The sequence below is a fragment of the Streptococcus oralis subsp. oralis genome, from assembly GCF_000960035.1.
Taxonomy (GTDB): domain Bacteria; phylum Bacillota; class Bacilli; order Lactobacillales; family Streptococcaceae; genus Streptococcus; species Streptococcus oralis_G.
Genome location: NZ_JYGR01000005.1, coordinates 776,030 through 797,964 on the forward strand (window position 1 = coordinate 776,030; position 21,935 = coordinate 797,964).

23 protein-coding genes are annotated in these 21,935 nt (G+C 40.9%); 3 read left to right on the forward strand and 20 right to left on the reverse strand.

What is annotated here, in order from left to right; translation table 11 throughout:
- Positions 1-66 precede the first annotated feature (66 nt).
- Positions 67-1,296 (reverse strand): tetratricopeptide repeat protein, encoded by a 1,230-nt coding sequence (locus TZ92_RS07045; protein WP_033629847.1) that lies wholly within the window; start codon positions 1,294-1,296, stop codon positions 67-69.
- Positions 1,286-2,452 carry an AI-2E family transporter gene (locus tag TZ92_RS07050; RefSeq protein ID WP_013670236.1) on the reverse strand — a complete coding sequence of 389 codons (1,167 nt, stop codon included), beginning with the start codon at positions 2,450-2,452 and terminating at the stop codon, positions 1,286-1,288. Before TZ92_RS07050 ends, TZ92_RS07045 begins: the two co-directional genes overlap by 11 nt.
- A 145-nt stretch (positions 2,453-2,597) precedes the next feature.
- Between TZ92_RS07050 and TZ92_RS07055 the strand changes: the two genes are divergently transcribed.
- Positions 2,598-3,611 (forward strand): lactonase family protein, encoded by a 1,014-nt coding sequence (locus TZ92_RS07055; RefSeq protein ID WP_033629848.1) that lies wholly within the window; start codon positions 2,598-2,600, stop codon positions 3,609-3,611.
- Between the two features lie 32 nt (positions 3,612-3,643).
- Here TZ92_RS07055 and TZ92_RS07060 read toward each other — a convergent pair whose 3' ends face one another.
- The 11 genes from TZ92_RS07060 to TZ92_RS07110 all read right to left on the reverse strand — a co-directional run bounded on the left by TZ92_RS07060 (position 3,644) and on the right by TZ92_RS07110 (position 12,654).
- Positions 3,644-4,063, reverse strand: a complete 420-nt coding sequence (locus tag TZ92_RS07060; protein ID WP_000940836.1) for a F0F1 ATP synthase subunit epsilon — start codon at positions 4,061-4,063, stop codon at positions 3,644-3,646.
- Between the two features lie 10 nt (positions 4,064-4,073).
- Positions 4,074-5,480 (reverse strand): F0F1 ATP synthase subunit beta, encoded by a 1,407-nt coding sequence (atpD, locus tag TZ92_RS07065; protein ID WP_033629849.1) that lies wholly within the window; start codon positions 5,478-5,480, stop codon positions 4,074-4,076.
- Between the two features lie 85 nt (positions 5,481-5,565).
- Positions 5,566-6,444 (reverse strand): F0F1 ATP synthase subunit gamma, encoded by an 879-nt coding sequence (locus TZ92_RS07070; protein WP_033629850.1) that lies wholly within the window; start codon positions 6,442-6,444, stop codon positions 5,566-5,568.
- A 15-nt stretch (positions 6,445-6,459) separates the two neighbouring features.
- The gene (gene atpA, locus TZ92_RS07075; RefSeq protein WP_033629851.1) at positions 6,460-7,965 is read right to left on the reverse strand and encodes a F0F1 ATP synthase subunit alpha; all 1,506 of its coding nucleotides are present in this window, start codon (positions 7,963-7,965) and stop codon (positions 6,460-6,462) included.
- Positions 7,966-7,979: 14 nt separating this feature from the next.
- Positions 7,980-8,516, reverse strand: coding sequence for a F0F1 ATP synthase subunit delta (locus tag TZ92_RS07080; protein ID WP_000358982.1), 537 nt, complete (start codon positions 8,514-8,516; stop codon positions 7,980-7,982).
- Positions 8,516-9,010, reverse strand: a complete 495-nt coding sequence (atpF, locus tag TZ92_RS07085) for a F0F1 ATP synthase subunit B (protein WP_000558543.1) — start codon at positions 9,008-9,010, stop codon at positions 8,516-8,518. The genes TZ92_RS07080 and atpF overlap by 1 nt, the downstream gene beginning before the upstream one ends.
- Before the next feature lie 13 nt (positions 9,011-9,023).
- Positions 9,024-9,740, reverse strand: coding sequence for a F0F1 ATP synthase subunit A (gene atpB, locus TZ92_RS07090; RefSeq protein WP_000392869.1), 717 nt, complete (start codon positions 9,738-9,740; stop codon positions 9,024-9,026).
- A 34-nt stretch (positions 9,741-9,774) separates the two neighbouring features.
- Positions 9,775-9,975 (reverse strand): F0F1 ATP synthase subunit C, encoded by a 201-nt coding sequence (locus TZ92_RS07095; RefSeq protein ID WP_001054556.1) that lies wholly within the window; start codon positions 9,973-9,975, stop codon positions 9,775-9,777.
- Between the two features lie 231 nt (positions 9,976-10,206).
- Positions 10,207-10,518: a CHY zinc finger protein gene (locus TZ92_RS07100; protein WP_033629853.1), complete on the reverse strand. Its 312-nt coding sequence runs from the start codon at positions 10,516-10,518 to the stop codon at positions 10,207-10,209.
- A gap of 14 nt (positions 10,519-10,532) precedes the next feature.
- The gene (locus TZ92_RS07105; RefSeq protein WP_000169095.1) at positions 10,533-11,819 is read right to left on the reverse strand and encodes a peptidase U32 family protein; all 1,287 of its coding nucleotides are present in this window, start codon (positions 11,817-11,819) and stop codon (positions 10,533-10,535) included.
- 136 nt (positions 11,820-11,955) lie between these two features.
- Complete coding sequence (locus TZ92_RS07110; protein ID WP_033629854.1) at positions 11,956-12,654, reverse strand: GntR family transcriptional regulator; 699 nt, start codon at positions 12,652-12,654, stop codon at positions 11,956-11,958.
- A gap of 140 nt (positions 12,655-12,794) precedes the next feature.
- Between TZ92_RS07110 and guaA the strand changes: the two genes are divergently transcribed.
- Entirely contained in the window at positions 12,795-14,357 is a 1,563-nt protein-coding gene (guaA, locus tag TZ92_RS07115; RefSeq protein ID WP_033629856.1) for a glutamine-hydrolyzing GMP synthase, read from the forward strand.
- Positions 14,358-14,429: 72 nt separating this feature from the next.
- On the opposite strand, the gene ffh is transcribed toward guaA, so the two are convergent.
- From ffh to TZ92_RS07140, 5 genes are all read right to left on the reverse strand, one after another.
- Positions 14,430-16,001 carry a signal recognition particle protein gene (ffh, locus tag TZ92_RS07120; RefSeq protein WP_033629858.1) on the reverse strand — a complete coding sequence of 524 codons (1,572 nt, stop codon included), beginning with the start codon at positions 15,999-16,001 and terminating at the stop codon, positions 14,430-14,432.
- Positions 16,002-16,020: 19 nt separating this feature from the next.
- Positions 16,021-16,236 (reverse strand): hypothetical protein, encoded by a 216-nt coding sequence (locus TZ92_RS10350; protein ID WP_000534887.1) that lies wholly within the window; start codon positions 16,234-16,236, stop codon positions 16,021-16,023.
- Positions 16,237-16,238: 2 nt separating this feature from the next.
- Entirely contained in the window at positions 16,239-16,571 is a 333-nt protein-coding gene (locus TZ92_RS07130; protein ID WP_000402066.1) for a putative DNA-binding protein, read from the reverse strand.
- A gap of 144 nt (positions 16,572-16,715) precedes the next feature.
- Positions 16,716-17,912, reverse strand: a complete 1,197-nt coding sequence (gene tuf / locus TZ92_RS07135; RefSeq protein WP_001040720.1) for an elongation factor Tu — start codon at positions 17,910-17,912, stop codon at positions 16,716-16,718.
- A 236-nt stretch (positions 17,913-18,148) separates the two neighbouring features.
- Positions 18,149-19,258, reverse strand: coding sequence for an AI-2E family transporter (locus TZ92_RS07140; RefSeq protein ID WP_033629859.1), 1,110 nt, complete (start codon positions 19,256-19,258; stop codon positions 18,149-18,151).
- 104 nt (positions 19,259-19,362) lie between these two features.
- On the opposite strand from TZ92_RS07140, the gene pbp3 reads away from it, so the two are divergent.
- The gene (gene pbp3, locus TZ92_RS07145; protein ID WP_002874503.1) at positions 19,363-20,604 is read left to right on the forward strand and encodes a D-alanyl-D-alanine carboxypeptidase PBP3; all 1,242 of its coding nucleotides are present in this window, start codon (positions 19,363-19,365) and stop codon (positions 20,602-20,604) included.
- 29 nt (positions 20,605-20,633) lie between these two features.
- Here pbp3 and sdbB read toward each other — a convergent pair whose 3' ends face one another.
- On the reverse strand, positions 20,634-21,179 hold the full coding sequence (sdbB, locus tag TZ92_RS07150; protein WP_033629860.1) for a thiol-disulfide oxidoreductase-associated lipoprotein SdbB: 546 nt from the start codon (positions 21,177-21,179) through the stop codon (positions 20,634-20,636).
- 12 nt (positions 21,180-21,191) lie between these two features.
- Positions 21,192-21,899, reverse strand: a complete 708-nt coding sequence (gene ccdA2, locus TZ92_RS07155; RefSeq protein ID WP_033629861.1) for a thiol-disulfide oxidoreductase-associated membrane protein CcdA2 — start codon at positions 21,897-21,899, stop codon at positions 21,192-21,194.
- Between the last annotated feature and the right edge of the window lie 36 nt (positions 21,900-21,935).

The window sequence follows — 21,935 nt, forward strand, 5'->3', positions numbered from 1 at the left end:
TCTTTCAAATCATTCATTTAAAGTCATTCGTTTCTGTTAATAAAATTTTACAAAAAATAGAAATCCTTAAAGTGTCTCTAATAGTTCTTGCATCTGAACATCATCTGGAACGAGTTTTAAATAAGCTTCAGCTTGCACTTTGGCTTCTTCAAAATACCCCAATTCACGCAAAAGATAAGTATACTGCTCCAGAAATTCAGGATTATCCTTGAGATCAAGCGATAGTTCCTGATAGAACTCATAGGCCTTATCTAAATCCTCAATTTCCTGATAAGAACGGGCAATCATCCACTTGGTCAGGAGGTTTTCAGGTTCTTGACTTTGGAGAGCGATGATATCTTCGTACCGCTCTTGTTCCATATAAATGGTTGCAAGGCGAAGAAATATTTCTTCTGTATCCTCTGCATCTTCTTTTGCAGTAAGGAGAAACTGCTCAGCACCACTAGGATCATGCAATTCATACGAAAACTGTGAAGCAGCTAGCAAGAGCCGAGTTTCAAATGGATTTTTCTCCAAACCTTGTTTAACGATACGAAGGGCCTCTTCCACCTGATGTTCCTTGTGCAATGCTTGACTATAACCATATTCATATCCTTCAAAATCAGGTGAAATGGTATCAATTTGCTTAAAGTAAAGAACAGATTTTTGATACTCTTCTTGGTCAAAGTAAAGGCTAGCCAGTTCAAAGGCAGTTTGGTCATCGTATTCTAATTCTAAAGCTTTTTCTAAGAATTCTGTTGCAGCTTCAAACTTACCTAACTGGGCATAAGCATAGCCAATTCGTTGATAAGTTGAGACACCCGTTTGCTCATAGATAGAGCGATTGTCTAATTGAGCATACCCCTGAATAGCTTCCTGATAATTCCCTAGCTCGCTATCCAACTCAGCCAAACCAAAAACTAATAAGGTATCATCTGAGTAATTTAAGGCTTCCAGTAACTTTTCACGCGCTACATCTGTCAATCCTTCCAATTGATAGAGGTCAGCCTTCAAGGCCAAGGCCGACACGTACCAGTCACTTTCGGGTGTGATTTCCTCAAGGTAAGCAAAAGCTTCCTCAACATTGCCATCCTCACTAGCAATGCTTGCTAAATTCAGATTCACTTCTGGAAATTCTGTAACGATTTTTTGGTAAATTTCTTTAGCTTGAGGATAAAAGCCAATTCCCTCTAAATAGCTTGCTAGTTCGTAAAGAACTTCACTTGAATCTGTTTCGAGGGCTTTGTGAAAATAATGATCTGCTTTGGTTAAATCCTGTTCATCCAAAGCCTGGAGCATGCGTTGACTATTGTTCACTCTTGATTTCCTCCCCTTCTTCTTCATACAGACCGCTGACTTTTTTATACCAGTTAAAGATAGCTGAAATAACGACCTTGGCAGAGGCATAGACAGGGATTCCCAGCAAGACTCCCCAAATACCAAACATAGAACCTGAAGTTAGGAGAACAAAGAGGACATTGATTGGATGGATGTTTAGCTGACTACCTAAAATAAGCGGAGAAACGAAGCGACCTTCAATCGTTTGTTCAATAATAAAGACAATAATTACTTTCAAAAGCATGACAGGGCCCGCTATTAAGCCCAAAACCAGAGCAGGCAACATCGCTAGAAAACTACCCAAGTAAGGTACTAGATTGAGGATACCAGCCGTAATACCAAGAGTCACAGCATATCTGAGACCAATAATCTTAAAGAAGATAATAAACATAATTGCCACGATAATAGCAACTGTAACCTGCCCTCTAACGTAGTTTGATAACTGTTTATTAACATCTGACAAAACTTGTCCGACAGGTTCTTTTAACTTGTTTGGGATGAATTTAGTCAGGTAATCTCGCAAGCCTTTTCCATCACGCAAGAGATAGAAGAGCATAAAGGGTACGATAATGACCGCTACAATCACCTGAGAAACGCTACTGATAAAGGCGCTAACCCAGTTAACAGCTTGAGAAGAGATTTTGCTGGCCCACATGGTCGCCTCACTAGAAACATTGGAAAGAACCTGCTCCAACTGTGGTCTAAAATCATCTGGCAAGCGTTTGGTTACAAGGTCATTGATCACCTTATCAGCATCTTCCAGGTATGTCGGCACATTCTTCGCAAAATTTAAGACTTGACGTTGCAGATTAGGAATTGCGACTGCCAATCCCCAAATGATAAAAAGTCCAATAATGACAAAAACTATACTGATAGCAAGAACACGATTGATCTTGTGTTTCTCCATCCAGTCAACAATCGGATTGAGGAGATAATAAAGTAAACCAGATAAAATAACTGGCAACATGACAACTCCTAGAAAATCCAAAACCGGTAAAAAGATAAAACTAATCTTACTTAGAATAAAAATGTTTAGCCCCAGTAACAAGGTTACTAAAAATACAGTGATGGCTTTATTATCTAAAAACCACTTAAAAAACCAAGATAGGCTAAAATGTTTCTCTTTATGTTCCATAAATACATCCTTTCTGTCATTCTCTCATTATACCATTTTTAGACTAAAATAACTCTTTTTTAAAGTGCTTACATGGATGAATCTAGTGCTTCATGACTGCCAATTTTGTGGTATAATGAACTTATCATTATTAAGAGGTATGGACATGAAAGAAACTGTTTATTTTGGAACTTACACTCGTCGCTTATCTAAAGGGATTTACAAGGCAGATTTTGATACAGAAACAGGCCAGCTTGCAAATCTTGAACTTTTTGCTGCTGAACCAAGTCCAACCTACCTTGCCTTTGACCAGCAGAAACACTTATACACTGTAGGGAGCCAGGATGGCTTAGGTGGAATCGCTGCTTACAAGACTGATGGTACTTTGCTAAATCATGTGGTTGAAGAAGGCGCCCCCCATTGTTATGTGGCAGTGGATGAAAAGCGTGGTCTCGTTTATGGGGCCAACTATCATAAGGGTCAAGTTCTGGTTTATAAACGTCAAACGGATGGTAACCTCATCCAAACAGATCTAGATCAGCATAGTGGACAAGGTCCTCATGAAAACCAAGCTTCCCCACATGTACACTTTACGGATCTAACACCTGACCAGTACCTTGTCACATGTGATCTAGGAACAGATGAGGTAACAACCTATGATGTTAGCTTAGAGGGAAAACTAAATAAACTCTACACTTATCACAGCCAAGCTGGAGCAGGGGCTCGCCACATCGTTTTCCACCACCACTATAAGATTGCCTATCTCATCTGCGAACTTAATAGCACTATAGAGGTCTTGATTTATGATGGAGTTGGTGAATTTGAACGCATGCAAGTTATTTCAACCTTACCAGATGGATACGAAGGCTTTAATGCTACTGCTGCCATTCGTCTTTCTAAAGATGGAAAATACCTCTATGTATCCAACCGAGGTCATGATTCCATTGCAGTCTATACAATCCTCGCTGATGGTAGCTTGGAATTATTAGAGATTGTACCAAGTCATGGTAAAAATCCACGTGATTTCGACCTAACTCCTGATCAAGAGTTTCTCATTGCTGTTCATCAAGATTCTGATAACGCAACCGTCTTTAAGCGCAATCCTAAAAGTGGTCGTCTTGCAGAGCTTTCTAACGACTTCCATGTCCCTGAAGCAGTCTGCATCAACTTTCCACATTAAAAAAAATGAACTTGAAATTCAAGTTCATTTTTTTATAGTCTATTTCCGACATTGATACGGTTGATAGCACGTTGCAATGCGATTTTTGCGCGACGTTCTTGGTCAATCAAGTGCTTGTCATGGGCTTCTTCGATTTCTCGTTCAGCGCGAAGTTTCGCACGTTCTGCCCGACTGATATCAATATCACGAGCACGCTCTGCTGAGTCTGCTACAATAGTAATGATATCATTAGCAATCTCGATAATTCCTCCGTTCACTGCAATCCAGTTCACATGAGTATCATCATCGATACGTTTCACCTTCACTTCATCAACCGCTAAAACCGCAATCATATTTTCATGTCGTGGCAAGATCCCCATCTCACCATCCAGAGTTCGTACCGATACAAAGCTGGCATGGTGATCATAGACGAGGCCATCTGGTGTCACGATCTGGACAGTTAAATGAGCCATAGATCACCTCTTAAAATCCCATTTTTTCTGCCTTAGCAATGACGTCTTCGATTGAACCGACACCACGGAAGGCATCTTCTGGTAGCTGGTCATGTTTTCCTTCAAGGATTTCCTTAAAGCCACGAACTGTTTCTGCTACTGGCACATAAGAACCAGGTTGACCAGTAAATTGTTCTGCAACGTTAAAGTTCTGAGACAAGAAGAACTGGATACGACGGGCACGTGCAACCAAGGTCTTTTCTTCATCAGAAAGTTCATCCATACCAAGGATAGCAATGATATCTTGCAATTCATGGTAACGTTGAAGGACACGTTTAACCTCAGCAGCAACTGCATAGTGCTCCTCACCAACAATCTCAGGTGCCAAGGCACGAGAGCTTGAAGCTAGAGGGTCAACGGCCGGGTAGATACCCAACTGTACCAACTTACGTTCCAAGTTTGTTGTTGAATCCAAGTGAGCGAAGGCTGTTGCTGGCGCAGGGTCAGTGTAGTCATCCGCTGGCACATAGATAGCCTGGATAGAGGTTACAGAACCCTTCTTAGTTGATGTGATACGTTCTTGCAATTGACCCATTTCCGTAGCAAGTGTTGGCTGGTAACCAACGGCTGAAGGCATACGACCCAAAAGGGCAGATACTTCTGAACCAGCTTGAGTGAAACGGAAGATATTGTCGATAAAGAGAAGCACATCTTGGCCTTCTACATCACGGAAGTATTCAGCGATTGTCAAACCAGTAAGGGCAACACGCATACGGGCTCCTGGTGGTTCATTCATCTGACCAAATACCATGGCTGTTTTCTCGATAACGCCTGATTCTTTCATTTCCCAGTATAGGTCGTTCCCTTCACGAGTACGTTCCCCAACACCAGTAAATACTGAAATACCACCGTGTTCTTGGGCAATGTTGTGAATCAATTCTTGGATCAAGACAGTTTTACCAACTCCGGCACCACCGAAAAGTCCAACTTTACCACCTTTAAGGTATGGGGCAAGAAGGTCGATAACCTTAATCCCTGTTTCCAAGATTTCAGATGAGGTAGACAATTCATCAAAAGTTGGAGCTTTCTTATGAATTGGCTGACGCTCAGCGTCCTCAGCGAAAGGAGCATCCAAGTCAATGGTATCTCCCAAAACGTTGAAGACACGTCCCAAAGTTTCTTTACCTACTGGAACGGAGATTGGACGGCCTGTGTCCAAAACTTCCATTCCACGAGTCAAACCATCTGTTGATTCCATGGCGATCGTACGGACCATACCATCACCCAACTCCAAGGCTACTTCAAGGACGATTTTTGTTTTTCTTTCGTCATTTTTGTAGACGACAAGTGCATTGTTAATCTCAGGAAGTGTTCCCCCTGCTGCAAACAAGACGTCTACAACGGGTCCGATAACCTGAGCAATTTTACCTGAACTCATCTCCTTCTCCTATTCTATATAAGATACTGTCGGTTCCTAGTTCAACTAGGTCCTAAGTTCATTTTGATACGAGGGAGGCAAAGCCTTATTCTAAGGCACTAGCCCCCGCTACGATTTCTGTAATTTCTTGTGTAATCGCCGCCTGTCTAGCACGGTTATACTGGATTGTCAAATCATTGATGACCTTCTTAGCATTATCGGTCGCCGTTTGCATGGCTGTCATACCTGCAGCATTTTCAGCTGTCTTGGCATCGATAATAGCCCCGTAAATCATACTTTCGGCATACTGTGGCAACAACTGCTCTAGAATCTCATCACGGCTCGTTTCCAACTCAAAGATCAAGCTATACTCTTCATCCGCTTCATTTGGATCCAAGTCAACAATCGGAAGCATTTGTTCCACACGCATTTGACTTGTGAGAGTATTGACATGATGGTTGTAACAGACGTACAATTCATCAAAAAGTTCGTTTTGGTACATCTCAATCGTTTTTGAAATAATTTTACGAACTTCATCAAAACTAGGTTGATCTGCCAAACCACGTAGTTCATAGATTGGCTGAATACCACGAGCCTTAAAGAAATCAGCTCCCATACCACCAATACAGATTATTTCAAAACCTTTACCATCTGGATGGTATTCTTCTTTCAACTCCATAACGGCTTTAAGGATGGAAGCATTATAACCTCCAACCAAGCCACGGTCTGAAGTGATAACGATATAGCCTGTTTTCTGAACTGGGCGACTGATCAGCATCGGATTGGTAGAACCACCAGATCCGTTACCATGCAGAATATCCGTCAAAAGCTTACGAACTTTCTGAGCGTAAACTTGGAAGTTGCGAGCTGCTTCTTCAGAGCGACCGAGTTTGGCAGCCGATACCATTTGCATGGCATTAGTGATTTGACTAGTGTTTTTGGTTGAGGCGATTTTTGTTTTAATATCATTTAGAGATACTGCCATCTGACACCTCTATTCTTATTGGAAGCTGGATTGATTGAGAAACTCTGTAATCGCAGCATCCAAGACTTCTTCTTCTGGCAAGTCTTTTGTTTCACGAATGGTTTCCAAAATCTCTGGATAATGAGCATCAAAGAAAGTATGGAACTCTTCCTCAAAACGAACAATGTCATCTACAGGAATCGTATCCAAGAAACCATGTGTCAAAGCATAGAGAATGGTTACTTGTTTCTCAACAGGTAGTGGTTTATGAACAGGTTGTTTCAATACTTCCACAGTACGACGTCCACGGTTCAACTTAGCCTGTGTTGCTGCATCCAAGTCAGAACCAAACTTAGTGAAGGCTTCCAACTCACGGTATGAAGCAAGGTCGATACGGAGTGTACCAGCAACTTTCTTCATAGCTTTAATCTGTGCTGAACCACCTACACGGGATACAGATGAACCCGCATCGATGGCTGGACGAATACCCGCATTGAAGAGACCATCACCAAGGAAGATTTGTCCGTCAGTGATAGAAATCACGTTGGTTGCGATATAGGCAGAGATATCTCCAGCTTGTGTCTCGATAAATGGTAGGGCTGTAATAGATCCACCACCAAGTTCATCAGAAACTTTAGCTGAGCGCTCAAGCAAACGACTGTGAAGGTAGAAAACATCCCCTGGGAAGGCTTCACGACCTGGTGGACGACGAAGCAAGAGGGAAAGTTCACGATAAGCGACCGCTTGTTTTGAAAGATCATCGTAAACGATCAAAACATGCTTGCCTTGGTACATAAATTCTTCCGCCATAGCAACTCCGGCATAAGGAGCTAGGAAGAGCAATGGAGATGGTTGTGAAGCAGAGGCTGTCACAACGATTGTGTAGTCCAAGGCACCGTACTGACGAAGTGTTTCTACTTGTGTACGGACTGTTGATTCTTTTTGTCCAATTGCTACGTAGATACAGATCATATCTTGCCCTTTTTGGTTCAAGATTGTATCAATCGCAATGGTTGTTTTCCCTGTCTGACGGTCACCGATAATCAACTCACGTTGACCACGACCAATCGGTACTAGGGCGTCAATAGCTTTCAAACCTGTTTGCAATGGTTCTGATACAGACTTACGTTGCATAACGCCAGGAGCTGGCGCTTCTACTGGACGAGTCTTGTCAGTATGGATATCACCAAGACCATCAACTGGACGACCAAGTGGGTCGACAACACGTCCGATTAGGCTGTCCCCAACAGGTACTTCCATAATTTTACCTGTACGGCGAATAGTATCACCTTCACGAATATCTGTAAAGTCTCCAAGGATGATAATCCCAACGTCTGTAGACTCCAAGTTTTGTGCCATCCCATAAGAGCCGTTTTCAAAGATCAACAGCTCTCCACTCATGGCATTTTCAAGACCGTGAGCACGCGCAATCCCGTCCCCGATATAGGTTACAACACCTGTTTCAGACACATCAAAATTGGGTTTGAAATTTTCAATTTGTTGCTTAATTAAAGCGCTGATTTCTTGTGCGTTAATTGCCAAAAGAACACCACTTTCTATTTCAAATTTTCTTTAACAACTCGAAGTTGTTGTTTAATACTCACATCAATTGTCTTGTGATTAGCAAAAATGACAAAACCACCAATGAGTCCTTCATCAATTTGTTCTTTAATACTCCGTACTTTCAGAGACATTTTTTTCTCTATCAAGGGAAGCAAACGTTCCTTCTGTTCATCTGTTAAAGGATGAGCTGAAGAAATCGTGACTATAAACTGATTGGTTTCTCTTTCAAGACGATTCAAACAATCAACAATGATATCATAAAAAAGATTTGCTCTGTGATTGTAAATCAGAACCTGAATAAAGTTTTGCATTAAAGGTGAGACAGAGTCTTGAAAGAAACCAACTGTTTTTTCCTTATCAGACTCATCAACTGCCACCTGAGCTAAAAAAGAAGGTAAGCCCGTTTCTTCTGCGACTTGCTTGATTTGATCCAAGTCTGAAAAAATCCGGTCCTCTTCTCCTTTTTCAATCACTAATTGGACAAAAGGCATGCTGTATTTTTCAATTACCTTTGCTGTTTTCTTGTCCATTAGGCTTCTCCTAGCTGATCGATATACTGATCAATGAGTTCCTTATGAGCATGACTGTCAAGGTTTTTTGAGATGATTTTACCAGCGAGACTAATCGTCAAATCTGCCACCTCTCCCTTAACACTTTGCAAAGCCTCAGCTTTATTCTGAGCAATTTCTTGATTCGCCTTCTCTTTTAAGCGACCTGCTTCTACTTTAGCATCTGCCAGAATATCTGCTTTACTCTTCTCTGCAGTCTCTTTAGCATTTTCAATGATTGTTTTGGCTTCGTTGCGACTACCAGCCAATTCATCTTCACGTTTTTGGGCAAGAGTTTCTGCTTTTTGACGAGCCTGTTCAGCTCCATCAATATCAGCAGCAATTTTATTTGCCCTTTCTTCGAAGACACTTGTCAAGTTTGACCACGCATATTTCTTAACTAAGACAATCAAAAGGATAAAAGAGCCAGCGATTAAAATAAAGTTACCAATTAATTCACCTACTGTTACGTGCATCTGTTACTCCTTTCTACTCTTCTCCATCATTTATCTTATTTCCTAAGTACATAGAAGACAACATGGTAAACACATAGGCTTGGATGCAGGAAATAAAGACAGAAAAGGCTGTCCAAGCCAAGTTAGCACCAAAAGCAACTGGATACCAATATAGAGCTTGATGAGATAGAGTGATTAGCAAACTAGCCATCACTTCTCCAGCAAAGATATTTCCGAACACCCGCAAGGCAAGTGATAAAAAGTTGGTAAACTCTTCTAAGATATTCATGGGAGTCATAAAGCCAGGTGTGATATAGGCTTTTAGATATTTTTTAATCCCACGGCGACGAATCCCTTCAATATGGGTCATCAGGATAATTCCAAATGACAAGGCCAAGTCAAACTGGAGATTTGCAGTTGGCGATGTCCAAAGGTTTGTCCCATCTGTAGTTTGAAGTTTCGCCATCAAACCGAGGTTATTTGCCAGTACCATAAATAGAAATAGACAAAGGAAAAAGAGCGAGTAGTCTTTCATGTAGCTTTTACCAATGTTAGGTTCTGTAAATCCAATAACGAAGTCATAGAAATACTCAAGTACATTTTGCTTTCCTTTGGGTTTCAAAGTCATATTGCGACTTGCCCAATAGATAAAGCCAAAAACAACTCCCACAATCAACAAGGTCATGGCTAACATGGTTAAATCAAAGGTAACAGGACCAATATTGATGGTTGGATTGATACTTTCTTCCATCTAGAATCCTCCCTTTTCTTCTCGTTCCATTTGTCTATTTGATGACGAATGAAAAGACGAGGGTAACCAAGAACGTTCCTTCAATAAAGGCAATCCCCATGATCATTAAGCTACGTAATTGTGGGATGATGTCTGGTTGGCGAGCTGCTGATTTGAACAAACCGTTCATCAACATACCTTCTGCAAGAGATACACCCATACAGGCAAGACAAAGACCGAAAAATGTTAAATTCATGATGAATTCTCCTTTTATTTAAAATTTACTTACTTAGTTTAGTCCTAAAATTTTGATTTGTCAACTTTTTACTTACGTTGGAAGCGTTTCAGCTGATTTATTTCTATTTTTGCTATTTTTACCCTATTCTATAGAAAGTTTTTACATTTTAGTTTGCGTGTTTTTCTTGATTTTACTATATTTTCTGAAACAAACTGAAAAATCCAAGTTAAGAACTTGGATCGATTCATTTTATTTAAAATAGTAGGAATAGTGTTGTTTACAACCTGGATTAAATGGTGCACTGCAGTAAGGACAAGCCATCTGTTTTTGGTAATCTTGGAAAGTCATTGTCCTCTTACAACCCCCACATAAGATCGGTCGATCCTCAGAAAGCATCAAGGGATAGGGCGAAAACAAATGCGTTTCCATAGCATTGTGGCACTGATAACAAGCATAGTATTTTTTACACTCATAACACTGGAGGGAAACGATATCCTTTTCACCATGGTAATGAATACATCTACCTTCATTATCAACTAACAAACCTTGTGCTTGATTCATTCACATTTCCTTCTCTAGGCACGAACTGTAACGCTGGTTCCATCTTCCTTATAGAGATTGATAAGACCTTCCTTGAGAGCGCGGACCATGTCCCCTGCTTGAACAGGTTGTGGGACCTTGATTGTCAAGAGTTCCATTGGATTTGGAGCACGGTCGATTTTATTGCCCTTGGCATCATGAAGATCTTCTATATAAGTCTCAAAATGACGGAAACCTGGTCCATAAAACTCAACTTGGTCACCTTCGTTGATTACGTTCCGTTGACGAATGGTTGCCGTTTGAGTCGCATCATCATAAGCAACCACTTCAGCGACAAACTTGTATTCAGGAATTTTACGACGTGCGCCAAATAACTGTTCATTTTCAGACGGCGTACCGTAGTAGAAACCTGTTGCCAGTTCACGTTGAGCAACCTTCCACATCTCGTCCACCAAGTCTTGTTTGATAGCCTCAAACTTCTCAGGGCTTTCTAGATAAGCATCCACAGCCGCCTTGTAGCAGTTTGTTACTGTCGAAACATAGTGAATCGACTTCATACGACCTTCAATTTTAAGACTGTCTACACCATTTTCAATCATATCCGGGATATGGTCAATCATAGACATATCGACGGCAGACATCGAAAATTCTTCTGGGATTTCACCTTTAAGACTCTTGCGTTCTTGACCAAAGGGCATGTCGTAGAGGTCGTATTTCCAACGGCAAGACTGAGAACAGCCCCCGCGGTTAGCATCTCGCATACTCATGTGGTTTGAAAGCGTACAGCGACCTGAGTAAGAAATACACATGGCTCCATGGACAAAGGCCTCAATCTCAACATCTGTACGTTTGCGAATCTCTGCCAATTCTTCCATGGAAACTTCACGGGCCAAAACCACGCGAGTTAGACCAAGTTCTTTCCAGAACTCTAGAGTTTCATAGTTAGTTGCACTGGCTTGAGTTGAAAGATGGATTTCTAGACCTGGTGCTTCTGTTGCTGCAATCATAATCAAGGCCGGATCTGACACGATAACTGCCGCAATTCCGATGTCACGCAACTTACGGAACCATTCGCCTGCACCAGCTTCGTTTCCTTCGTGCATAACCATGTTAGCAGCCACATAGACCTTGGCACCGTACTTAGCAGCGAACTGCACGCCTTCTTCCATCTGTTCAAAGGTGAAGTTTCCTGCACGGCTACGAAGACCATAGGCCTGCCCACCGATGAAGACTGCGTCCGCACCATATTGAACAGCTACTTTCAGCTTCTCTAAAGTTCCTGCAGGTGATAAAACCTCAGGACGTTTTAATGTTTTTGTCATTTTTTCTCCTATTTGCAATATAAAAGTTTGACGTTTTTCCTTCTCATTTTATAGTAAATAATAGATAAAATCAAGCATAGACAGATTGTTTTGACAATTCTAATCTTTTCTAAAATAAAAAACTAGCCTTTCTAGACTAGTTATTTTCAAGATAAAATTCAAAGCGCTCGCCCACGTATTGACTCTTTACATACTCGAAAGCCGTCCCATCTTCAAGATAAGAGACCTGAGTCAAGGCTAAAATGGCATGCCCTTTCTCGACTTCTAAGTAATGGGCAATCTTTTCCTTAGCCAATCTCGCATAAATTGTCTGTTGGGATTTTCCAATTCGGTAACCATGTTCTTGCAAGGTCTGAAAGAAATGACTGGTTACTTCTTCTTTTTTAAAATTCTTAATAAACTTTTCGGGGATAGAAGCTACTTCATAGACCAGAGGAACTTGATCAGCGTAACGCACCCGTTCCATTCGAATAATATTCTCTGTCGGAGTAATCCCTAGTTTAGCGACCTCTTGCTCATTTGGAATGGTTCTTCTGTAAGAAATGAGCTGACTAGAGGGAACTTTCCCTTGGGATTTGACAATCTCCGTAAAACTAGTGGTTCCCCGCATTTTTTCTTGAACTCGAGTGCTAGAAACAAAAGTCCCACTTCCTACACGACGCTCCAAAACCCCCTCCTCAACCAAGAGAGAGATGGCTTGGCGTAATGTCATCCGGCTAACTTGAAACTGTTCAGCTAAATCTCGCTCACTTGGAAGTCTCTCTCCAATTTTCCAATGATGCTCATCTATATCCTTCTTGATCTGATCGTGGATTTTCATATAAGCTGGTAACATGATTCTCACTTCTTTTCTTTATTTTCTCCATTGTACCGTATTTGCTAAGAAAAAGTCAAACTTTGCCTTGTTTAGTTGGTAATTCGCCCCTATTTGTGATAGAATATTGAAAAAGATATTTCTTTTGAGAAAGGAAAAAGATGAGCAACATTTCAACTGATTTGCAAGATGTCGAAAAAATCATCGTGCTGGACTATGGTAGCCAATACAACCAGCTGATTTCACGCCGTATTCGTGAAATCGGTGTTTTTTCAGAGCTAAAAAGCCATAAAATCTCAGCCGCAGAGGTTCGTGCGATTAACCCTGTAGGGATCATCCTCTCTGGTGGACCAAACTCTGTATACGAAGATGGTTCATTTGATATTGACCAAGAAATTTTTGAACTGGGCATTCCAATTTTGGGAATCTGCTATGGTATGCAACTTTTAACTCATAAACTTGGAGGAAAAGTTGTACCTGCAGGTGATGCTGGTAACCGCGAGTATGGCCAATCACCACTTACCCATACCACTTCTGCCCTCTTTGAAGGGACTCCTGAAGAACAGATTGTTTTGATGAGCCATGGCGATGCTGTTACAGAGATTCCAGCTGATTTCGTTCGTACTGGAACTTCTGCTGACTGTCCTTATGCAGCTATTGAAAACCCTGACAAGCACATCTATGGTATTCAATTCCACCCAGAAGTTCGCCATTCTGTATACGGGAATGATATCCTTCGCAACTTTGCCCTTAACATCTGTCAGGCTAAAGGCGACTGGTCAATGGACAACTTCATCGATATGCAGATCAAGAAAATCCGTGAGACTGTAGGTGACAAGCGTGTTCTTCTCGGCCTATCAGGTGGTGTTGACTCTTCTGTCGTTGGCGTTCTTCTCCAGAAAGCAATCGGCGATCAATTGATCTGTATCTTTGTTGACCACGGTCTTCTCCGTAAAGGGGAAGCAGACCAAGTTATGGACATGCTTGGTGGTAAGTTTGGGTTGAATATCGTCAAGGCAGATGCTGCTAAACGATTCCTTGATAAACTTGCAGGTGTTTCTGACCCTGAACAAAAACGGAAGATTATCGGAAACGAGTTTGTTTATGTCTTTGATGACGAAGCAAGTAAGCTAAAAGATGTGAAATTCCTTGCTCAAGGAACACTATACACTGACGTGATTGAGTCTGGAACTGATACTGCTCAAACTATCAAGTCACACCACAACGTTGGTGGACTTCCAGAAGATATGCAGTTTGAATTGATTGAACCATTGAACACTCTTTATAAAGACGAAGTCCGTGCTCTCGGTACAGAGCTTGGTATGCCAGACCACATCGTATGGCGCCAACCATTCCCAGGACCAGGACTTGCTATCCGTGTCATGGGTGAAATCACTGAAGAAAAACTAGAAACTGTTCGTGAGTCTGATGCTATCCTTCGCGAAGAAATCGCTAAAGCTGGTCTTGACCGCGATATCTGGCAATACTTTACTGTCAACACAGGCGTTCGTTCAGTCGGTGTTATGGGTGACGGTCGTACTTATGACTACACCATCGCCATTCGTGCGATCACTTCTATCGATGGTATGACAGCTGACTTTGCCAAGATTCCTTGGGAAGTTCTCCAGAAAATCTCAGTTCGTATCGTAAATGAAGTTGACCACGTTAACCGTATCGTCTACGATATTACAAGTAAACCACCTGCAACTGTTGAGTGGGAATAAACCAATCAAACACAAAAGAACTCTGAATCGGATTCAGAGTTCTTTTTTAGGTAGCACTTCTGCTTTCATTTTTTATTTACGTTTTTTCTTCGCTTTTTTCATTTTGTTGGCCATACGTTTCATAGACTGTTTCATGGCAAATTCGCCGATTTTACCTTTGAGTCCGCCACCAAACATCTGGCTCATATCTGGCATGCCTGCTCCTCCGAGACCTGACATATCCGGCATTCCACCTTGTCCCATCATGCCTTCAAGGGCAGACATATCCATCCCTCCCATATTTGGCATATTTTTTGGAAGGTTATTTGGGTTGATTCCCATCTGCTTCATCATCTTGTTCATATCCCCAGACATGACACCTTGCATGAGCTGTTTGGCCTGGTTAAAGTCCTTGATAAATTTATTGACTTCGACAAAGGTATTTCCAGAACCAGCAGCGATACGACGGCGACGACTTGGATTTAACAGATCAGGGTTTTCGCGTTCTTCAGGTGTCATAGAAGACACAATGGCACGTTTGCGCGCAATCTGGCGCTCATCCACCTTCATATTTTGAAGGGCAGGATTGTTAGCCATACCTGGAATCATCTTGAGCAAGTCTTCCATTGGCCCCATATTTTGCACCTGATCTAATTGGTCAATGAAATCATTGAAGTCAAAGGTGTTCTCACGCATCTTCTCAGCCATTTCAAGAGCTTTTTGCTCATCGTATTCTTGAGATGCTTTCTCGATCAAGGTCAGCATATCCCCCATGCCAAGGATACGACTTGACATACGATCTGGGTGGAAGGTTTCAATATCTGTTATCTTTTCACCCGTACCAGTGAACTTGATTGGTTTTCCAGTGATGTGACGAACAGACAAAGCTGCACCACCACGAGTATCCCCATCAATCTTGGTAAGAATAACCCCAGTCACTTCCAACTGAGCATTAAACTCACGCGCAACATTGGCCGCTTCCTGACCAATCATGGCATCAATGACGAGCAGGATTTCATTTGGTTGAGCCAAGGCCTTAACATCACGAAGCTCATTCATCAAGAGCTCATCAATCTGCAAACGCCCTGCCGTATCGATCAAAACATAGTCGTTGTGGTTGGCCTGCGCTTGCTCCAAACCTTGACGAACAATCTCAACAGCTGGTACTTCTGTTCCAAGAGCGAAAACAGGCACATCGATCTGTTGTCCAAGTGTCTTCAACTGGTCGATGGCAGCTGGACGATAAATATCCGCAGCAATCATCAAAGGACGTGCATTTTCTTCCTTCTTGAGTTTATTAGCCAATTTACCAGCAAATGTCGTTTTACCAGCCCCCTGCAAACCGACCATCATGATAATGGTTGGAATTTTTGGTGACTTGATAATTTCTGCCGTATCAGAACCTAGAACAGCTGTCAATTCCTCATCAACGATTTTGATAATCTGTTGGGCTGCATTGAGTGTATCAATGACCTCGTGTCCGACTGCACGTTCACGAACCTTCTTGATAAAGTCCTTCACAACAGGCAAGGCAACGTCGGCTTCCAGCAAGGCCAAACGAATCTCTTTGGTTGCTTCCTGGACATCAGCCTCAGATATTTTTCCTTTTTTACGTAGATTTTTAAAGACGTTCTGTAAACGTTCTGTTAAACTTTCAAATGCCATTTTTTTCTCCTATGTTTCATTAATTCGGTGGAAAACGTCCAAAATCTTGTAAACAAACAAGTTCTTCTGGAGTGACTTCTTTCATTATCTCATTTGGATATCCCCAACAGCTAAATCCCTCTTGAAGAGCTCGAAAGATAGAATCAGACGAGAGGATTTGTAGCCTTGTGGGAAAAGGAGTCTCAGCAGCTAATAGTTTACAGGGTATACCTTTGTAGATGACTATACTCCCCATACTTATTCTCTATTATCAATACTTGTTAAAATTTCTATCTGCTCCTGCAGAAAGTCATCCTTGGGATAACGCTCCAAGATCTGGTCAAAAATCTGACTGCGGACAATGTAGTCCGAATACATGTGCAGTTTCATCTCATAATCTTCTAGAATCTTTTCCGTCCGCTTGATATTATCATAGACAGCCTGACGACTGACACCGAACTCTTCAGCAATCTCAGCAAGACTATAATCATCAGCATAATAGAGTTCAATATAGTTCATCTGCTTGTCTGTCAAAAGCGCCGCATAAAATTCAAAAAGGGCGTTCATACGATTGGTTTTTTCGATTTCCATAACTTTTATTATACCAAAAAAACTATTATACTGCTAGAGTAGAAGCACTTCAAATAGAGTAAGGAGAAGAAAAAAAGAACCTTGCAAGGCAAGATTCTTTTAGTGTCTGACTTAAATAATTGTTCTTCTGGGAACTTAATCGAATTAAGCTTCGATTTCTGTAACCATACCTGAACCAACAGTACGTCCACCCTCACGGATAGAGAATGTAGTACCTTGTTCTACGGCGATTGGGTGGATCAACTCAACGTCGATAGTCACGTTATCACCAGGCATTACCATTTCAGTACCTGCAGGAAGTTCGATTGAACCTGTAACGTCAGTAGTACGGAAGTAGAATTGTGGACGGTAGTTGTTGAAGAATGGAGTGTGACGTCCACCTTCTTCTTTAGTAAGGATGTAGACTTCACCTTTAAATTTAGTGTGTGGGTTGATTGAACCTGGTTTAGCGATAACTTGTCCACGTTCGATTTCGTCACGTTGAACACCACGAAGAAGGACACCTACGTTATCTCCGGCAAGACCTTCGTCAAGTTGTTTACGGAACATTTCAACACCAGTAACAACTGCTTTTTGAGTTTCTTCTTTGATACCAACGATTTCGATTTCGTCGTTGACACGAACAGTACCACGGTCGATACGTCCTGAAGCAACTGTACCACGTCCAGTGATTGAGAATACGTCTTCGACTGGAAGAAGCAATGGTTTTTCAGTGTCACGTTCTGGTTCTGGGATGTACTCATCAACAGTGTTCATCAATTCCATGATGATGTCTTCGTATTTAGAGTCACCTTCAAGAGCTTTAAGAGCTGAACCTTGGATAACTGGAAGATCGTCACCTGGGAAGTCGTATTCTGACAAGAGGTCACGGATTTCCATTTCAACCAATTCAAGCAATTCTTCGTCGTCTACCAAGTCGATTTTGTTCATGAAGACGATAAGGTGTTTAACACCAACCTGACGTGAAAGAAGGATGTGCTCACGAGTTTGTGGCATTGGTCCGTCAGTTGAAGCTACTACAAGGATAGCTCCGTCCATTTGAGCAGCACCAGTGATCATGTTTTTAACGTAGTCCGCGTGTCCTGGAGCGTCGATGTGAGCGTAGTGACGTTTTTCAGTTTCGTACTCAACGTGTGCAGTGTTGATAGTGATACCGCGTTCGCGTTCTTCTGGAGCAGCATCGATAGACGCATAGTCTTTAGGTTGGTTAACTGCTGAAGGCAAGCGACGTGCCAATACAGTTGTGATAGCTGCAGTCAAAGTAGTTTTACCGTGGTCAACGTGTCCGATAGTACCAATGTTAACGTGTGGTTTACTACGATCGTATTTTTCTTTTGCCATTTGAGTAAAAGCCTCCAATAAAATATATTTTATAGATAGACAGTAGGCAATACAGTCTAACTTTCCTTACTATTTTATCAAATTTCTGCTAAATTGCAAGTGTTTTACACATATTTTGTGAATTAATCTAAATCTTATCAAATCCTGTTCTTCTGCTTCTTTATGGCAATATGAATTCAAACTTATCTTTGTTTGAGAGATAGTATTTTCATCAAAAAAATCAGGTTTCCCTGATTTTAATTGGATTCTATTTTTTCCAGTTCCCTAGCTTCTTTATGGTTTTCATATAATTTCGCCAGGAACTTAGTAATTTCCTTAAAAATGGAGTAAGTAGGCACTGCTACGACCATCCCTATGACACCGTAGATATTACTTGACAGTAAAAGGAGCACCAAAATCGTAATCGGATGTACTTTCATAACCCCTCCAACGATACGTGGATAGAGAACATTTCCGTCAATCTGTTGAATAATAAGCATATAAGCAACCGCAATCAACATACGATGAGGATCCGTGAACACATTCGCAATTACCATTGGAATTAAGCCAATACTTGGACCAACATAAGGAATTAAATTTGCGATTCCAGAGAAAATAGCAAAAACTAGGGCGTACTTTAATCCGATAACGCTATAGCCAATATAGGCTAAAAATCCAATAATAACCGCATCAATCGCAATTCCACTGATATAACGGGCTATAGTTGTATTGAGATTGGTTAAAAGGCTAGAAAGATTCAATTTGTCATGCTTTAAGACGGTACGTTCCAACATTGGTAGCAACTTATGACCATCCAACAAGAAATAAATCAAGAATACAGGGGTCATAATGAGAATCAGAACTGTACTAAACAAGGCTGAAAGAACGCTTCCTAAACTGTTGCTAACGCTATTAAGGATATTCTGGAGGATATCCACATAGGAGAGATTCAGTTGTTGAATTGTTTGTTGAATATCAATATTTTGGAAGACTGGATTCATGGACAAATCGATGATTAAATCTTGTAGTCTACTATAGATGTTTTGACTAGAAATAATCAAGCTGGTCAACTGATTAATCAAAATCGGCAAGAGATAAACGACCCCTACAACGATAGCACCAATCAAGGCACAAAGAGTGACCAAGACACCAATTAGACGATTGATCTTACATCTCTTTTCTAAGAAAGTAACGACTGGATTTGTAATGTAGTAAAAAAATCCACCAAGCAAAAATGGAATCATGATAGTATTCACAACTGTCACAAAGGGAGTAATGATGGCTCCCATTTCTCTCCAAAGATAGAAAATCAGTGTTAATAATAAAATTTCAGCTGTCCAAAAAAATAATTTGTTTCTACGGAACATAGGTATCCTCCTTCTCTCTATTTTACCATATTTCTGAAAAAGATAAGATGGCTTTAGTAAAAAAGCGAGAATATTTTTTTTCTTTATGATAAAATAAAGCTAATATGAAAAAAATAATTTTATCTTTTATGACACTTTTAGTTTTTGGAACAGCTTCTACTGTTTCTGCTCAGGAGTTTGATGTTGCTGCTAAACATGCCATTGCTGTCGAGGCTACAACTGGAAAAATCCTCTATGAGAAAGATGCGAATCAGCCTGTAGAAATTGCTTCTATTACGAAACTGGTTACAGTTTATTTGGTCTATGAAGCTCTGGAACAAGGAACTATTAGCCTGTCAACACCTGTTGATATTTCGGACTATCCTTACAAACTTACAACTAATTCTGAGGCGAGTAACGTCCCTATGGAAGCTCGAAATTATACTGTTGAACAACTATTAGAGGCTACAATGGTATCCAGCGCGAACAGTGCTGCGATTGCACTAGCAGAAAAGATTGCTGGTTCTGAGAAAGACTTTGTAGACAAGATGAGGGCTAAACTTCTTGAATGGGGAATTCAAGATGCAACTATTGTAAACACTACTGGTTTAAATAATGAGACACTTGGCGATAATATCTATCCTGGTTCTAAAAAAGACGATGAAAACAAGTTGAGTGCCTACGATGTTGCAATCGTCGCTCGTAACCTCATCCGAGATTATCCTCAAGTTTTGGAAATCACAAAAAAACCAACTTCTACCTTTGCAGGACTTGAAATCCACTCAACCAACTATATGTTGGAGGGAATGCCTGCCTATCGTGGTGGTATTGATGGACTAAAGACAGGTACTACTGATAAAGCTGGTGCTTCATTCGTGGGAACAACTGTTGAGAAAGGGATGCGTATTATTACGGTTGTTTTGAATGCAGATCAACAAGATACCAACCCTTATGCACGTTTTACTGCTACTTCAGCACTTTTAGATTATATTTCTGCAAACTTTGCCTTAAAAACCGTCGTTCAGAAAGGTGAAGCATACAATGATAGTAAAGTAACAGTTCTGGATGGTAAAGAAGATAATGTGACAGCTGTCGCTAAGTCAGATATTTCCATCGTCCAACGCATCGGAAGCGGTACTACACCAGCCCTCCAATTCACACCGAAATCAACATCAGAAATGGCTCCACTAGAAGAAGGAAAGGTTGTTGGTACTCTGACCTATGATGATCAGGATTTGGTCGGCCAGGGCTATCTCACTTCCGACAAACCATCTTTTGAAATGGTTTCTGAAAAGAAAGTAGAAAAAGCCTTCTTTTTGAAGGTTTGGTGGAATCAATTTATCCGCTTTATCAATGAAAAACTATAAAAAAATCGCGAATAATCGCGATTTTTTCTTTATTTCATTTCTTTAAAAGCCGCTTCTGCATCAGCGTTGCTAATAGCACCAAATTGGATTTTTCCGATTTTACCTTGACTGTCAATCAAGTATTCTGTTGGAATACTACGAATTTGGTAGGCTTGGAAGGTAGTTGCTTGCGTATCATATAGAACTGGAATATCCTTGTAGCCTTGTTCTTGGTACCATTTTGGAAAGTCTTGAACTGTTTTTTCACCTTGTAGACCTGGTGCAATGACACTCAATATTTCAAAGTCTCGATCTTGTTTGGCAGCTAATTCCATCAGCTCAGGCATGCTTTTTTTACATGGTCCGCACCAAGAAGCCCAGAATTTCAAATAGACCTTTTTCCCTTTATAGTCTGATAACTTGACTTCTTTACCATCCATAGACTGCAAGGTGAAGTCTGGCGCATCCTTACCAACTGCGATTTGTTGTACTGCAGGTTGTTTTGGACTGCTTGTCTGTTTAGTTTCTTTTTCACCACAGGCAATCAACAAGAATATAGACATGAGGCTCAATCCAGCAAAAATAACTTTTTTCATTTTCTTCTCCTTTTATCCAAGAATTCCTGACAAGGCATTTAACTGCCCTAGCATTAATAATAATCCCATCAAAATAATCAAAGCTCCCCCGATTTTTTTTAGTAGAATCATATGGGGTTTTAATTTACTAAAATAGGGCATAATCCAGCCCGAAGCCAAGGCCAAAACAATGAAAGGAAGGGCCATTCCCAATGTGTATACTAATGTTAACACAGCTCCTTGCCAAGCACCATTACCACCTGAAGCTGCCAGGGCCAAGACCGAACTTAAAACCGGTCCGATACAAGGGGTCCAACCAAAACTAAAGGTTATCCCGAGCAAAAAGGCTGACAGATAGTGATTAGACTTTGATTGTTTGAAGGTGACAGTCTTTTGAACTTCCAGTTTATTGAAATGTAAGATTTCCATCTGGTGAAGCCCTAAAAGGATAATGACTGCTCCCATAACATAACGAAACCAGTCTGCATAGAGCATGTGCCCTAGGAATCCAGCTCCAAATCCTAAAATAAAGAAAATGAGGGAGATTCCTGCAATAAAGCACAAGGTCCGGATTAAGCCTGACCATGCAACATCTCTTCCAAAAAAGTGAAAGCTTTTCGAATTTCCCTGATCATCCAGTAAAATACCAGCATAGACAGGTAGCAAAGGAAAGATGCAGGGTGAAAAGAAGGACAGGATACCTGCTAAAAAAACGGATACTAGAAATATAATCGACTCCAACGAATTACCTACTTTCTTAAAATTCTAATCCTATTT

Bases quoted from the DNA above. Each gene is read 5' to 3' on its own strand.
- TZ92_RS07050 (WP_013670236.1), bottom strand. From the start codon at position 2,452: ATGGAACATAAAGAGAAACATTTTAGCCTATCTTGGTTTTTTAAGTGG.
- TZ92_RS07055 (WP_033629848.1), top strand. From the start codon at position 2,598: ATGAAAGAAACTGTTTATTTTGGAACTTACACTCGTCGCTTATCTAAA.
- TZ92_RS07060 (WP_000940836.1), bottom strand. From the start codon at position 4,063: ATGGCTCATTTAACTGTCCAGATCGTGACACCAGATGGCCTCGTCTAT.
- atpD (WP_033629849.1), bottom strand. From the start codon at position 5,480: ATGAGTTCAGGTAAAATTGCTCAGGTTATCGGACCCGTTGTAGACGTC.
- TZ92_RS07070 (WP_033629850.1), bottom strand. From the start codon at position 6,444: ATGGCAGTATCTCTAAATGATATTAAAACAAAAATCGCCTCAACCAAA.
- TZ92_RS07080 (WP_000358982.1), bottom strand. From the start codon at position 8,516: ATGGACAAGAAAACAGCAAAGGTAATTGAAAAATACAGCATGCCTTTT.
- atpF (WP_000558543.1), bottom strand. From the start codon at position 9,010: ATGCACGTAACAGTAGGTGAATTAATTGGTAACTTTATTTTAATCGCT.
- atpB (WP_000392869.1), bottom strand. From the start codon at position 9,740: ATGGAAGAAAGTATCAATCCAACCATCAATATTGGTCCTGTTACCTTT.
- TZ92_RS07095 (WP_001054556.1), bottom strand. From the start codon at position 9,975: ATGAATTTAACATTTTTCGGTCTTTGTCTTGCCTGTATGGGTGTATCT.
- TZ92_RS07100 (WP_033629853.1), bottom strand. From the start codon at position 10,518: ATGAATCAAGCACAAGGTTTGTTAGTTGATAATGAAGGTAGATGTATT.
- TZ92_RS07105 (WP_000169095.1), bottom strand. From the start codon at position 11,819: ATGACAAAAACATTAAAACGTCCTGAGGTTTTATCACCTGCAGGAACT.
- TZ92_RS07110 (WP_033629854.1), bottom strand. From the start codon at position 12,654: ATGTTACCAGCTTATATGAAAATCCACGATCAGATCAAGAAGGATATA.
- guaA (WP_033629856.1), top strand. From the start codon at position 12,795: ATGAGCAACATTTCAACTGATTTGCAAGATGTCGAAAAAATCATCGTG.
- ffh (WP_033629858.1), bottom strand. From the start codon at position 16,001: ATGGCATTTGAAAGTTTAACAGAACGTTTACAGAACGTCTTTAAAAAT.
- TZ92_RS10350 (WP_000534887.1), bottom strand. From the start codon at position 16,236: ATGGGGAGTATAGTCATCTACAAAGGTATACCCTGTAAACTATTAGCT.
- TZ92_RS07130 (WP_000402066.1), bottom strand. From the start codon at position 16,571: ATGGAAATCGAAAAAACCAATCGTATGAACGCCCTTTTTGAATTTTAT.
- tuf (WP_001040720.1), bottom strand. From the start codon at position 17,912: ATGGCAAAAGAAAAATACGATCGTAGTAAACCACACGTTAACATTGGT.
- TZ92_RS07140 (WP_033629859.1), bottom strand. From the start codon at position 19,258: ATGTTCCGTAGAAACAAATTATTTTTTTGGACAGCTGAAATTTTATTA.
- pbp3 (WP_002874503.1), top strand. From the start codon at position 19,363: ATGAAAAAAATAATTTTATCTTTTATGACACTTTTAGTTTTTGGAACA.
- sdbB (WP_033629860.1), bottom strand. From the start codon at position 21,179: ATGAAAAAAGTTATTTTTGCTGGATTGAGCCTCATGTCTATATTCTTG.